This is a genomic window from Luminiphilus sp. nBUS_07, assembly GCF_051201685.1.
In the GTDB taxonomy this organism is placed as follows: domain Bacteria; phylum Pseudomonadota; class Gammaproteobacteria; order Pseudomonadales; family Halieaceae; genus Luminiphilus.
Genome location: NZ_CP179213.1, coordinates 261082 through 274875, shown reverse-complemented (window position 1 = coordinate 274875; position 13794 = coordinate 261082). Strand labels below are relative to the sequence as shown.

Annotated in this window: 10 protein-coding genes; 5 read left to right on the top strand and 5 right to left on the bottom strand. The window is 52.3% G+C overall.

The window, feature by feature from the left end:
• Positions 1 to 9: 9 nt before the first annotated feature.
• The 3 genes from ACMAZB_RS01295 to ACMAZB_RS01285 all read left to right on the top strand — a co-directional run bounded on the left by ACMAZB_RS01295 (position 10) and on the right by ACMAZB_RS01285 (position 4757).
• Positions 10 to 1485: an acyl-CoA synthetase gene (locus ACMAZB_RS01295; protein WP_435218915.1), complete on the top strand. Its 1476-nt coding sequence runs from the start codon at positions 10 to 12 to the stop codon at positions 1483 to 1485.
• A 15-nt stretch (positions 1486 to 1500) separates the two neighbouring features.
• Positions 1501 to 2877: a malonyl-CoA decarboxylase domain-containing protein gene (locus tag ACMAZB_RS01290; RefSeq protein WP_435218913.1), complete on the top strand. Its 1377-nt coding sequence runs from the start codon at positions 1501 to 1503 to the stop codon at positions 2875 to 2877.
• A gap of 143 nt (positions 2878 to 3020) precedes the next feature.
• Positions 3021 to 4757: a sodium:solute symporter family protein gene (locus ACMAZB_RS01285; RefSeq protein WP_435218911.1), complete on the top strand. Its 1737-nt coding sequence runs from the start codon at positions 3021 to 3023 to the stop codon at positions 4755 to 4757.
• A gap of 135 nt (positions 4758 to 4892) precedes the next feature.
• Here the strand turns inward: ACMAZB_RS01285 and ACMAZB_RS01280 are convergent, their stop codons facing one another.
• From ACMAZB_RS01280 to ACMAZB_RS01265, 4 genes are all read right to left on the bottom strand, one after another.
• Complete coding sequence (locus ACMAZB_RS01280; RefSeq protein ID WP_435218910.1) at positions 4893 to 6482, bottom strand: phytoene desaturase family protein; 1590 nt, start codon at positions 6480 to 6482, stop codon at positions 4893 to 4895.
• Positions 6483 to 6487: 5 nt separating this feature from the next.
• The gene (locus tag ACMAZB_RS01275; RefSeq protein ID WP_435218909.1) at positions 6488 to 7108 is read right to left on the bottom strand and encodes an MOSC domain-containing protein; all 621 of its coding nucleotides are present in this window, start codon (positions 7106 to 7108) and stop codon (positions 6488 to 6490) included.
• Positions 7109 to 7126: 18 nt separating this feature from the next.
• The gene (locus ACMAZB_RS01270) at positions 7127 to 8527 is read right to left on the bottom strand and encodes an arylsulfatase (RefSeq protein ID WP_435218908.1); all 1401 of its coding nucleotides are present in this window, start codon (positions 8525 to 8527) and stop codon (positions 7127 to 7129) included.
• A gap of 314 nt (positions 8528 to 8841) precedes the next feature.
• Complete coding sequence (locus ACMAZB_RS01265; protein WP_435218907.1) at positions 8842 to 10167, bottom strand: M24 family metallopeptidase; 1326 nt, start codon at positions 10165 to 10167, stop codon at positions 8842 to 8844.
• Positions 10168 to 10498: 331 nt separating this feature from the next.
• Between ACMAZB_RS01265 and ACMAZB_RS01260 the strand changes: the two genes are divergently transcribed.
• Both ACMAZB_RS01260 and ACMAZB_RS01255 read left to right on the top strand, forming a co-directional pair.
• Entirely contained in the window at positions 10499 to 12118 is a 1620-nt protein-coding gene (locus ACMAZB_RS01260) for a BCCT family transporter (RefSeq protein WP_435218905.1), read from the top strand.
• A 169-nt stretch (positions 12119 to 12287) separates the two neighbouring features.
• Positions 12288 to 13142, top strand: a complete 855-nt coding sequence (locus ACMAZB_RS01255; protein ID WP_435218903.1) for a VOC family protein — start codon at positions 12288 to 12290, stop codon at positions 13140 to 13142.
• A 90-nt stretch (positions 13143 to 13232) separates the two neighbouring features.
• Here ACMAZB_RS01255 and ACMAZB_RS01250 read toward each other — a convergent pair whose 3' ends face one another.
• On the bottom strand, positions 13233 to 13724 hold the full coding sequence (locus ACMAZB_RS01250; RefSeq protein ID WP_435218901.1) for a hypothetical protein: 492 nt from the start codon (positions 13722 to 13724) through the stop codon (positions 13233 to 13235).
• Positions 13725 to 13794 lie beyond the last annotated feature (70 nt).

The window sequence follows — 13794 nt, the reverse complement described above, 5'->3', positions numbered from 1 at the left end:
GGAAACACCATGCACAGTCCCCTCAGTCGCAGCAACCCTGACAAACCTGCTCTCGTAGACGGGCATGATCAATACACCTACTCCCAAGTAGATCTGGAGGTACAGCGGTTCGCCAGTGGGATTCTTGCTAATGCAGAGGACCTCAACGAAGAGAGAATCGCATTCTTAATCCCCGCCAGCCCAGAATACGTGACTGTCATGCACGGTATATGGCGTGCGGGTGGCATCGCCATTCCACTCAATACCGCATCGGCTGAAGCCGAGCTTGAGCATTGCCTCACCAGCACCAGCGTTAAGCGTCTTGTCGCAGTAGCGCCTTTTCTTGAGCGTATTAGGCCACTGTGCGACAAACTGGCCATTGTCTTAAGCTCCGTTGCTGAGCTTTTAAGTGACAATCTCAAGCCCATGCCCGAACTATCCGCTGATCGAAGGGCTCTGATTATTTTTACCAGCGGCACTACAAGCCTGCCCAAAGGCGTTGTGACGACCCATAAAAATATTAAAGCTCAGATCACGACACTCGTTGACGCCTGGGCTTGGTCTGAAAATGACGCTATCCCTCTTTTCCTGCCCCTGCATCATGTGCACGGCATTATCAATGTTCTTAGCTGTGCCTTATGGGCAGGTGCAACCGTCCACCTCATGCAAAAGCTTGATATAGAAAAGCTATGCGCAGAGGCAGTGAAAGGCACCTACAATCTTTTTATGGCGGTGCCCACCATCTACGTTAAGTTGATTGATCATCTTGAAAGTCTTGATGCAGCAACAGCACAGCCGATCAAGGCAGCGTTTGGCGCTATGCGGCTCAACGTGTCGGGCTCGGCTGCCTGCCCCGTAGCAATTTTTGAAGCTTGGCAGCAGCTAACGGGGCAAGTTTTATTAGAGCGCTATGGTATGACAGAAATCGGTATGGCCCTGTCAAACCCCTACGTGGGAGAGCGACGAGCGGGTTACGTAGGGCAGCCATTTCCCGGCGTCACCGTGCAACTGTTTAGTGAAGACCATCAGCCAGTCACTGAAGCCTCCGCGTCTGGGGAAATTCGCATCAAAAGCGACACCGTATTTTTGGAGTACTGGAACAACCCGAAAGCCACCATGGACAGTTTCAGAGATGGCTGGTTTTGCACCGGGGATATTGCCGTTATTGAAGAGGGTTATTTCCGAATTATGGGCCGCTCCTCCATCGATATTATTAAATCGGGGGGCTACAAGCTGTCAGCATTGGAAATTGAAGGAAAGCTTCTCGCTCACCCGGCAATTGCTGAAATAGCAGTTCTTGGAGTTGAAGATCGCACCTGGGGCGAGTCTGTCGCGGCTGTCGTTGTGCTTCGGGAAGGCCAGACATTGGATATCGACACACTTAAAACATGGTGCGAGGGTAAGCTGTCGTCCTATAAACTGCCGAAAAAGCTTGTGATCATCCCGGAGTTACCGCGCAACGCCATGGGTAAGGTCGTCAAACCCAAACTCAAGGCACTTTTCTAAATAATGGACCCGAACATGGAGCAATCAAAGCCCTCGAGCAAATGGCATATTGGAATACCCATTTCCAAAATGCTCGCCTCAGCTCTTGCCGTAGGGCGGGTGATCTTACGGCAAAAATCGGGCGGCGATGATCAAACCTTGGTAGGTCCTAGTGCCCTTTTGGACGCCTGTGGAAATTTGGTTGAGCATCAGGGCGAAGCCTCAGGGTTAGCCCTTGCAGAACAAATCTTATCCGCTTACGAGGCATTAACCTTTGAGGAAAAAGCCGCGTTCTTCAGCGGCCTTGCCGAAGATTTTCTGGTAGATCAAGCCGGTGTCGCCGCTGCAGCCGCTCAATATCAGGCGCAACCCAACCCGGCCAGCATGAACACGCTACGCAAGGCACTAGAGCCCCGCTGCAACCGGTTGTTTCGTCGCCTAAACCAAGTCCCCGACGCCACAGGCCGTCTGGTCAAGCTTAGAGGTGATCTACTACAACATGAAGGTGCCCACCCACAACTCAAGCAAGTCGATGACGACCTCAAGCGACTGCTGCTCATTTGGTTCAATCTGGGCTTCTTAAGTTTGCGCCGCATCAGTTGGGACTCACCGGCCAGCACGCTAGAAAAACTCATCGAATATGAGGCCGTACACGAGATTCGGGGCTGGGGTGACCTCAGAAGTCGTCTGAAGGAAGATCGGCGGCTCTTTGCCTATTTCCATCCTGCCATGCCAGACGATCCTATTATATTTGTGCAGGTGGCTCTAAGAGATGGCAGCAGTAGTGCCGTGGGCCCACTGGTTCAAGAAGATCGAATATTAGAAGCGACCGCCACAACCAATACGGCAACTTTTTATTCGATCAGTAATTGTCACAAGGGACTTCGCGGTATTTCCTTCGGTAACTTTCTAATAAAACAAGTCGCTTCAGAACTGCGTAGCGAATTTCCTCAGCTCACGCGATTCGAAACCCTATCCCCCATACCCGGCTTCAGGGCTTGGGTATCTGCTTCACTCAAAGGAGCCACAACACACACTTTGCCGGCGGCTGTTTGGGATAGGCTAGAAACCTACCTTGAAGACATAGATGACAATTTTGACGCCAACCCGCTGGTGCAGGACACCTTGCTCCCCTTATGCGCCCATTACCTGACACACGAAAAAAAGGATCAGCTGCCCATAGATCCTGTGGCCAAATTTCATTTGGGCAACGGCGCCCTGCTCGACAAAATTCACTGGCGGGGGGACGAATCGGAGCGTGGCAAACAACTTTCCTACGGCGTCATGGTGAACTATGTCTACGAGCCTGAGGAGATTGAGAATCGACATGAGGCCTTTTTCTCTGAGGGGCGCATTGCTTCAAGTGCGGCCGTAAGAGATCTGGCAGACAGTCTGATGGGACAAACAGGATAGACAGTGATGTGTATTGCCGCTCCTTGCCTGTGACTGAACCTCGCACAAGACGCCCTAAAACAAAGAGCCAAACTATTGCTAACGATCTCAAGTAAAGACTCACCCGGCATTTGCCTATCCGCACAAACCAGGAACCCAGCTCTGTGAATCTTTTTACGATTGCCATAGCCCTCAGCGTTCTAGTCTTCATTGCCGTCGGCAATTACGCGGGGCGTAAAGTAAAAAATCTTGATGATTACTTTGTGGCGGGACGGCAGGCTCCGACGCTGCTCATTATTGGAACACTAGTTGCGAGCCTCATGAGTACCACCGTATTTATGGGCGAAGCCGGCTTCACCTATGAGGGTCAACTAGGACCTTATCTGCTGCTACCGGGTATAACAGTGACCGGTTATATCTACGGTGCCCTTTTTTTTGGTACTTACCTCCGCCGCAGTGAAACCACGACGGTCGCTGCTTTCTTCGGTGAGCGCTTTGCGGACCCCGGTGTGCAACGTATCGCTGGGTTAACCGTCATCATCGGTTTGGGCGGCTACCTGCTAGTCGTTACTCAAGGTGCAGCATTGCTAATCGCCGAATTAACCGACATTGGTTACGTCGCTGCGGTCGTAATTGCCTGGTTGAGCTATTCAATATTTACCCTTTATGCCGGGTCACGCGGTGTCATCCTTTCCGATACCCTGATGTTTTTGCTGTTCACCGGCGCCACTCTTTTTTTTGCGGGATACCTTCTCGATGAATTCGGGGGTATTCAGCAAGCTGTAGAAGACCTGACTCAACAAGAGGAGAAACCTGGGCTGACGAGTTGGCATGGAATTATTGGTGAGGGAACGAGCTGGCCGACCCCCATCGATTTTTTGATTTGGTTTGTGGTCATCGATTTGTCTTGGAGCCTGGTTTATGCCGTTAGCCCTTGGCAGTCGAGTCGACACCTAATGGCGAAAAGCGAGCACGTGGTCTTACGCGCCTCAATTTACACCTGCATTGTGGTGATTTTTCTGCAGATTCTGATTTATGGAATAGGCGGGTTTATCAATCTGGCCAACCCCAACATAGACCCCGTAGAGACCGTCTTGATTTGGGCTGCAACGCATCTAGTGCCCACTTTTCTGGGCGCTTTGCTGGTCGCCGGTATTGTCGCGGCAGCACTTTCCTCCGCATCAACATTTCTCTCCCTCGTGGGCTTTAGTGTTAGTCGTGACCTGATGCCCGATAGACAACTAACGAGCTTAGGTGTCACCCGCATGGCAATGGGCACAGTCAGTGTGGTCGTTTTGGTATTCAGTATCTTGATACCACCCAACGTATTTTGGATAACTATTTTCATTGGTACCGTATTCGCCTCAAGCTGGGGCCCGGTAGGCCTACTCAGTATCTGGAATAAATCGATTACTGCCCGGGGTGCGCGCTGGGGTATGTTGTCGGGCCTTGCGGGGAATATCATTCCCGCAGGACTCAACTACTTAGGCTTGATCAGTCTACCCAGTTATTTTGAGCCGGCCCTACTCGGTATTGTTGCAGCGCTAATCGGTGTCTGGATGGGTTCTAGAGGACAGTCACCTTCAGGAGCAGAAGTCGCATATCGCAGCAAACTGCACACAACGCCTAGTGAAGATCTAAGTATGAAAGAGACTCGAATCACCCTTCTGGCGCCTGTGCTACTCGTTGGTTATGGGTTAACAATGCCTTGGCTGTTATTGCATTACTACGTCAGGCCCTATCAAACCGCGGCGGGGTTTCTACACTACGGCGGCGCCTTGAATTGGGAGCGCCTAGAGCCCTGGTTCGCCTTGGGCCCTGCGGTGCTGCATATACCCTTGGGGATACTGGCATGGCATGTCATACGCCACCGCTACATCCCAAAAGTCAGCGCGCCATAGAAGGGGCACACCCACTTCTAAGCAGCCAACTCAAATAAGGTCTTGCGAGGGTATTTTTGTGTCGCTGCGCTAGCCTGGCTCGACTACCTATGTCGGCGTTTTAACCAAGGTCGTGAAGATTTAGACGCCACAATATTAGAGGTCACGAAGAATGCGTTGAGCGGCGTTATGCCCCGGAGCGCCAGTCACACCGCCCCCCGGATGCGCCCCGGAACCACAGAGGTAAAGTCCCGGAACCGGAGTTGCATACTGGGCCGCATCGGGGTGGGGCCGCATATTGAAAAGCTGATCAGGCTCTAATCGACCGTGACAAATATCGCCCCCTGTGAGGCCTAGCACACGCTCCAAATCCAAAGGCGTCATGCATTGATGACCCACCAAAATACGCCTGATGTCCGGTATAAATCCTTCAACATAATCCAAGATTTGCGCAATTACCGCAGGCTTTTGCTCATCCCAGGATTGCCCTTCACTCAGCTTATAGGGCATGTATTTACACAGTAGACTCATCACATGGTGACCGGGCTTATCGACGAGGTCAGGGTCAATCGCACTGGGGATAATCGCCTCAATTATCGGCGGACTGGCCGGTATACCCTTGCGAGCACTGTGAAAGGCCTCGTTGAGATGCTCCGCACTTTCAATCAGCGTAATGCTCGACTTGTGGCAAGGGCTCAACGCTCCACCGCTGGGTAATGCTGAAAAATCGGGAAGCTCAGAAAGCGCTAAATTCATGCGTAACGAAGCTGACTCTTGACGAAAAGCGCCAATATCCTTGCTGAAAGACGCGGGCAAATGCTCGGCACCCAGCAATTTCAAAAATGTTCGCTTGGGGTCCGTGTTGGCTGCCACAGTTTGCGCTCGTATTACCTCACCACTTTCCAGCGTCACCCCGCAAACCCGCCCGCTCTCGACGTTAATCTTTGCTACCGAGGCGTCGGTTCTGATTTCCACACCATGAGCCTGACCCGACTGCGCCATCGCTTGAGTAATGCTGCCCATGCCGCCTTTGACCAAACCCCAAGCACCCTTGCGCCCCGCAATTTCCCCCACAGCATGGTGCAACATGGCGAGACTCGCCCCGGGTTGGCTCAGAGGTGCATAGTTCGCCGGCATAATATGTGCGGCTACCATCGCTTTTACTTTTGGACTTTCAAACCATCGATCAATAATGGTTTCTGGGGCGCCAATAAAAAATTGCATCAAGCGCCAGCGCGATTCTGCATCGAGGCGGAAAACATCGACCCCCAACTTCAACATGCTGATAAGGTCGCTGACCCCCTGATCTCCCAGTCGCGGCGGCTCTTTTAACCACTGCTTGGCCAATAAACCACCCACCTGATCAACAACCTGCTCGAAGGCCATGTAGGCTTCGTAATCGGTGGGGGAAAACTTGGCAAACTGCGCCCGGTCATGAGCTTCATTCCCTGTCAACAACAGGTAGTCCCCGCGCGAATCAAGATAGAGCGAATTTTCAAGGGGTATAGGCTGATAGCCGTAGCGCTCGAGCTCTAGATCTTTGACGACTTCAGGCCGAAGCAAACTCACCACGTAGGAAAATACAGAGTTTCGATAGCCGGGATGAAACTCTTCCGTGACCGCGGCACCACCAACAATGGGCCGCCGCTCTAAAACACAAACACGCTGTCCAGCCCTTGCCAAATAGGCCGCGGTGGTTAAACCGTTGTGGCCACCACCAATAATAATTGTGTCGTATGCGGTCATTCGACCTAGGTCCGAAGCCACTTCGGCAACGGCTCGGCTTCAACCGTTACTTGATCGCCTGGTCGAATGAAACCGGGTACTTCGACAACCCCCACAAGTCCTCGACAAAATTTTGCCGCTTCAGAAAAAGCAGGTGGCGGGGGCGATTCTCCTGATGTCGTGACGTTGTTTTTTGAAACGTGAAGGGCCATGTCCCCGCAGGGAGGGTTGTATTCCTCCACCATAAGCACGACACCGGATTCAAAACTCAGGGTTGTCCCCCGGGGCAAACTTGAAAAGCCGGGAATACCTTCAATACACAAATTTACTGCAATGGCACCTGCGGTAAGAGGCTGGGCGAGGGACATCGCCGCTGAAATTTTCTCGACGTCCTCGTGGGCAATGGCTGACCACTGCCGCTCGTTACGCCGCACCGTGCCTCCGACCTGCTTATCACCGGTAGCCCACGCTTTGCGAGTTGCTCCGCGGTGACGGTCACCGACAATACCATCAATGGCCATTTCTAAAGCCTGATCGGCTTCCTTATCTAAGGTACCTGTCGCACCAACATGCACACTAACCACCCGACCCTGCGTCATCACTGAGCTCCCGCTTTCGTCACACTCACTAAGTTTTCTTTGCTCCATTGTAGCCGCCTCAGGCGGTTAAGGGCCCGGCGCGCCGGGATCATTTTCTAGCGAAAGTTCGTGATCTTCAATGACCTGATACAACGGGAAATCGACCCAAGTATCGTTAAGGTAATTGAGCTCAGGGACTTCTTCCTTGGGATCGACGATCAGGTTATATACCGATGGGTAGGCCATTTCTTTAATACCGTAACCATCTTCATCCATTTCCCGCAGCAGAATTTTCCAGTTACGCCACTTGGCACCAAACAGCGTGTTACCGATATAAATGACCAGCGAGTCTCGCGCCGACTGCTCTGATTTCCCCGTAAAAAAGTCGGACTGGTCGACACCGTCTATGACCCGGTCTGTCGGCACCTGCACACCGGTAAAACTGGCTACGGTGGAGAACACATCCATTTGATGAACCATTTCATTGCTCACCCTACCCGGCGGGATCTTGCCGGGCCAGCGCACCAAAAACGGTACCCGAAGTGAGCCCTCGTAAGGTGAAAACATGCCGCTACGCCAAGGCCCGGTAAACCCAAATGACCGAGGCACACCTTCGCGCCCGTTATCCGAAGTGAAGATGAAAATGGTGTCCTCACGTATACCCAAGCTCTCCACGGTATCCAGCAACTCACCCACGTAAACATCGGTCTGGGCGAGAACATCAGCAAAGCTGCCATTACCCGTGCTGCCATAAAAGTCAGGATGGGGGTCTACCGGTTCGTGGGTTTGTGTATAGGGTAAATACGCGAAGAAAGGCTTTCCTTCTCCCGACATTCGCGTCATAAAATCTATGGCTTGATCGGTAATCTCGCGATCAATAATGGCTCTTTTCGCTCTATCATAAACAGCACCTTCCACCGGCTGCTCACCTTTGGAAGCAGACATCACATGAGTAAATTTGGCACTTGGGTGGCTGTTAGGTTGAAAGCTGTTGCTGTCGGGCCAAAACGCACGGTCTGATGACCGCGGTAAACCTATCCACTCATCAAATCCCTGATCAGTGGGAAAACGTCCCTCGGTATCACCAAGATGCCACTTACCAAAAATGCCCGTCGCATAACCTGCGTCGGACAAAAGTTCAGCCAGGGTAACCTCCCATTTAGTGATGCCGTACCAAACCCCTCTCGGTGGCTGGTTGGCGCGCTGCCGAGTTCTAATCCCGTATCGACCCGTCATTAGCGCCGAACGAGAGGGCGTGCATTCGGCCTCCACGTTGAAATTGGTAAGCTGCAATCCTTCCCTCGCAATGCTGTCGATGCGCGGAGTAGGAGCGCCTCGCATAACACCACCGCCGTATACGCCAATTTCACCGTAGCCAAAATTGTCCATTAGCACGAGAACGACGTTAGCTTGTTTTTCTGCCCAAGCAGCCATACTCAATAGGACGAAAGTGCTGAGAAATACCGCCTTTAGGCATCGTATAGCCATAACCCTTGCTCCTATTTCTTCGTCCTTTGTGTGTGCCGCTGCGCTTTGTGATGTTTGGTTTTTTTTCCCAACTCTCAGTCTTAAGCCCGCGTTACTCTCAGAGTATAACGCCAAAAAATCAGATGTCCGGGAGCCTCAGCGCGATAAGGCGCATTCAAGAGTAATACCTGACGGGTCATTTTTTTTGCTTGTATTGACCCAAAGTTTGGCACTCATCCTTTCGTCAGATCGCCACACCATCCACCATGACGCCATCGTTGGATGCGGGTGCATCGTCGACCAACACAGCTAAATACAGGACCTAGCAGAGGAACCTACCTGACTACATGTAAGTGGGTTTGTCGGCCCGACAGGTAGCGCACCTCGTCGCCATCGTAAACAGCGCTCTGCTCTAGCTTCATCTGCACAGGTTCATTATTCCATTCGGGGATCGCCACAGTGACCCGACCCTCAATGGCATAACCGGTCATAGGAAAGAGTAACCAGTCACCTCGACCCGGGGTTGGCCCCTGATTATCCCACATACCTATGGTGGGCCCTGGTCCATGTCCAAAAACACCCAGTGGGTGGGTGTAAATGGCATGGTCGATGTTTCTATCATGAAGCAGTTCTTGCGCCGCTGCCAAAATTTCGTTGCCACTGCGTCCGGTTTGAAACTGCGATGTCAGTAGGTCTTGCCATAGATTACCGGTTGCCATGGCTTGCACCAGCCCTGCGGGCGGTGCTGTTTCGCCCAGCTTTAAAACGTACCCCATTTCCTGAGTGTCCGTGCACAAACCGAGATAACAGAGCCCAACGTCGGTATGCAGCAAATCACCACGCCTAATAATGGTTTGCGTATAACCTGCGCCCAAAAACTCAGCTTTGCCGTAGTCCGCCCCCTGCCACTGCCGATTGACATCTGGATGAAACCACGGCGCAAGGCCCGCCGCCTCAAAGCGCTCTCGAATAAACCAGGCCACCTCTCCTAGCGTGGTCACCCCCGGAGTAATAACACGCTCGCTGAAGGCCTCGGCAATCGTACTCCGGGCAATGGCCACAGCCCGCTGCCAAACCTCGATCTCTGCAGGAATTCGTGTCTCCAGCCAGCGAACCACAAGATTTTCAGAAGAAACCAAACGCGCCGATAAGTCTGGCCCCAAAGCCGTTTCCAATTTTTTATATAACCCATGACTCAAACCGTCAGCCACAGGCCATGTATCACTTACATTGATTGCAATGCTGTTAGGATCCCGCGCCTCAATCAACTCAGCTAAGCGCCGCCATTGAGCGTCAAGATCTCCCCCTTGCCAAGCTGGCTCGTACAGCTCCCCTAGGGGGTAGCGACTAATCGTAAGTCGCTCAACGCCCTTTTCGACACCCCTATCGTGAAAGAGCAGCATCGTCGTTCTGCGTGCTGTAAATCGGGGTTTCGGTACCAGCGACAAAAACGTAGGGTCATCGTTGTACTCTCTGGCGATCACTAGCCAAAGGTCGATATTCTGTTCTCGCATGAGTTTTGGGAGCAACTCATCGAGACGCTCAGCCAGTAAACTGTTTTCAATGGCAGGACGTTGTGCAAAAGGCGCGACCGATGGCTGAGCCTGAGCATTCGGCAGATGCACCGCAGTGAGTAAAGCAACCAGTAATATTCGAAACACGCGCAACACCCTCATCTTTAAAAAATCCAACGGAATTCCAGCAAACCGCCCAACGCCTCAGCCAGAACTTTTTCGTAAATTAACAATCGTCGCGGAGTAATCAAAGCGCTTTTACGCCAAGAAAACCTTGGTCACCTGCCTAGCGCCCTACCACGGGGAGTGTTTGACGTCAGCACTGGCAATACATAGCGGGTCTGATACTTTAGGCCACAACGGATGGGCTCGGTGAATCCGTTATATAACGATAAAAAAACAAGATTCACTTATACAACGCGCTCGTAGCTGCTCTGAAGGTACCGGTGCAAGATTCAAGGTCAACAGGAGTTTAACCGTGTCGTTTGAGCCAGTGACCCATGTCGAAACCTCAGGTTTTTATCGCGGATATAACCGCGGCATCGCAGTATCAGTGAAGTTGATCATTGTACTTTTAGTGCTCTGGACGGCGACAACACCCAACGCGGCTGACACGCTCCTTGCTGTACAGACTGCCACGATCGAGGTCTTTGGGGTTTGGTACATAAGTGCGACGGCTTTGTTCATGAGCTTATGTATTATTTTGGCGTTGTTACCCGGCACAGGGTCCCAGCGTTTAGGCATGCCTGATACACAGCCGGAATTTAGCCGGTTCGCATGGTTCTCTATGATGTTTGGTGCAGGTATTGGCGTTGGGATGCTCACCTATTCGACGGCAGAACCCCTTTACCACTTTGGCAACAACCCCGATGTCATTATGGGCAACGCCGAGGCATTAACAGCGGGCAATGTTCGCCCCGCTTACAAGTGGACATTGTTGCACTATGGTTTAACGCCTTGGGCCTGTTATGCGGTTGTCGGCCTTTCTCTGGCCTATTTTTCTTACCGCCGGGGCATGCCGCTAACAATACGCTCACCTTTTAGTGCCCTGTTAGGTGCACGTAGCAACACCGTTTTAGGGGGTATCGTTGATACTGCTGCGATTCTTGCGACCTTAATCGGCATCGCGGTCACTATTGGTTACGGGGTAACACAATTGGCTTATGGGGCCCATCACATTACCCATTGGTCATGGATTATTCAGGAAAATGAGCCCACCACGCTGGGCCTGGCAGTTGCGGTGGGCATCATTGTAATAGCTGCCATGATGTCAGCCCTCTCAGGACTAGGCAGAGGCATTAAGTGGCTTTCCAATTTAAATATGGTGCTCTCTTGGCTTCTTTTACTGATATTTCTGATTTTCGGTGCGACTTGGTTCGCCGGAGAAGTATTCGTTCAAGGGCTCTATGACTACCTTGCAGCGTTACCCGCCATGTCATCAACGGTTTGGTCTGATCCGTCAACCCAGGAGGGGCTGGAGCTCGCGCAATGGCAATCTAACTGGACCATCTTTTATTGGGCGTGGTGGATCGCCTTCACCCCATTTGTTGGGCTGTTTCTAGCCCGAGTATCCCGCGGCCGCACCCTGCGCGAGTACGCTATCGGAGCCATCATACTGCCATCGCTCATGTGCTTTGCCTGGCTTTGTATTATCGGCGGTACAGCGCTGGACTTAGAGCTTTCAGGAATTGCTCAGGGCAGTATCTTGGACGCTGATCTGTCGGCGCAATTGTTTGCAACGGTTGATGTGCTGTTTCAAGCGCCCTGGGTATTCCCCATAACCTGCCTCTGTGTGCTGCTCTTGCTAACTTATCTGATCACCTCTGCAGACTCGGCGGTATTGGTCGTCAATACCATCGTCTCCGGCGGCGTCGAGCAGGAGCACGCTTCGCAGCACATTGTGCTCTGGAGTTTACTTTTAGGGCTGGTCATCATCACCCTGCTCATGGTGGGAGGGCTGGAAGCACTGCGGTCCGTCATGATTATTGGCGCGCTGCCTTTTTCTGGTGTCATGTTCTTCATGATGCTGTCACTGCTAATCGCCATGTGGCGAGACCGCCATGGCACGTCGCCCATCGGCAAGCCAGAAGGAACTTGATGTCCCCAGCGCCTCGATCGCGCGACCCAGCCACTCAGGTCGACTGCTACTCCCCCAAATAGCGAGAAATCACCGGCCTTGTCCCTGTAGACTTGGAGCCTGCGCGTCAGGCCAGGTACGAATAAGGCAGATACCGCAATCTCATTTTTTTCTTTTGGAGTAGCCTACCTTGAGCTCACAGGACACCACCTTTGATCACCTTATCATTGCCGTTTCGGACCTCGCTCAAGCGAGCAAGGATTACGGGCTTTTATTAGGACGTGATCCCAGCTGGCAAGGCAGTCATCCCGACTATGGCACGGCCAACACTCTGTTTAACCTAGAAAATACCTACATTGAACTGTTGGCCGCTCAAGGATCTGGCATAGGGGCTGACGCGGTTACGGCGATACTAAAATCAAAGCCTAACGCCCTAGGCGGGCTGGTATTTGGCACCGAAAATAGCAGCGCATTTTTACAGCGTGCCAGAAGTGCTGGACTCGAAGTCAGCGATCCAGTCCCCAGCCACGGCATCGATGACTTAAGTGGTAATACCCGCCATTGGAGCAATCTATTCTGGGATCCTGCCGCCGCAAGGGGTATTTTTTCCTTCTGTATATGCCACGACCCTGAATCCTTCCTACCCCCGGCACCGGTCACTGCAGCGGCACCCATCAGCGCTGTCGATCATGTGGTAGTCCAGACTCAAGACGCAGAGGCCGCGAAACGGTTTTACGGTGATCAACTGGGCATTCGACTTGCGCTGGAACAGGAGGTACCGCAATGGGGAGGAACTCAGCTGTTCTTTCGTGCCAGCTCAATGAGTATCGAAGTCATTGCCTCAAAGAAGTCTGAAGCAATGGATAGCCTTTGGGGACTGGCCCTGAAAACTGCCGACATTGATGCCACACGTCAGCGACTCTATGACACAGGCATCGAGGTCTCTGAAGTAAGAGAAGGACGAAAAAAAGGCACCCGAGTCTGCACCATCAAGTCACATGTTCTGGACATACCGACACTGCTTATTGAGCACCCCCTCAAATAGTAAGGGCGAAAAAGCCTTCACCTTGGTAGCAGGATAAAGGCAGCGATGAATGGAGTTAACTGCTACAACCGCCGCAGCGCCACAGCTCAGCTACTGAGACCGACAGGCTGCATCTGAGACGAAAAATCTGCCCGCCGGTAAGTCTTCCATGCCATAAACGACATAGTGGCGAGCGACTCCCGCCTCGAGCTCGAATCGCTCTTTATCGTCACTGCAGCTTTTTTGGGTGATGTTAACTCGGGTGGTCTTCAGCGTGCCGTGGTCCACAGTGTGAGCAGGCATGTGAATCATGCGAAGTTTGTATCGAAGTCCTGAGGGTATGACACTCACTCCAGTTAGCTCGGTGTATTTGTCGATTTTTGAAGGGAGCGTAAGTATTTGCTCAGCGACAAGCGCCTCTAAATAGGCGCGATCAGTGGGCTTAAGCTCGACAGCAGGCTCGCTGGTGGAGCTCTCACAACCGAATAACCCAACTAACAACCATGCACACAACACGCTGAACCCATGACCACGCAGTAGTACACAGCGGGGGTCTTTGGAACGCGTGCTCCGGGCATTAGCCATGAATAAAGCTGCCGACACCTCAGCACCTCTGGGTGTATCACCCGTCAAAATTTCAAAGAGTGATGCATAACAACCGCCTCATACTTAG

Bases quoted from the DNA above. Each gene is read 5' to 3' on its own strand.
- ACMAZB_RS01295 (WP_435218915.1), top strand. From the start codon at position 10: ATGCACAGTCCCCTCAGTCGCAGCAACCCTGACAAACCTGCTCTCGTA.
- ACMAZB_RS01290 (WP_435218913.1), top strand. From the start codon at position 1,501: ATGGAGCAATCAAAGCCCTCGAGCAAATGGCATATTGGAATACCCATT.
- ACMAZB_RS01280 (WP_435218910.1), bottom strand. From the start codon at position 6,482: ATGACCGCATACGACACAATTATTATTGGTGGTGGCCACAACGGTTTA.
- ACMAZB_RS01275 (WP_435218909.1), bottom strand. From the start codon at position 7,108: ATGGAGCAAAGAAAACTTAGTGAGTGTGACGAAAGCGGGAGCTCAGTG.
- ACMAZB_RS01270 (WP_435218908.1), bottom strand. From the start codon at position 8,527: ATGGCTATACGATGCCTAAAGGCGGTATTTCTCAGCACTTTCGTCCTA.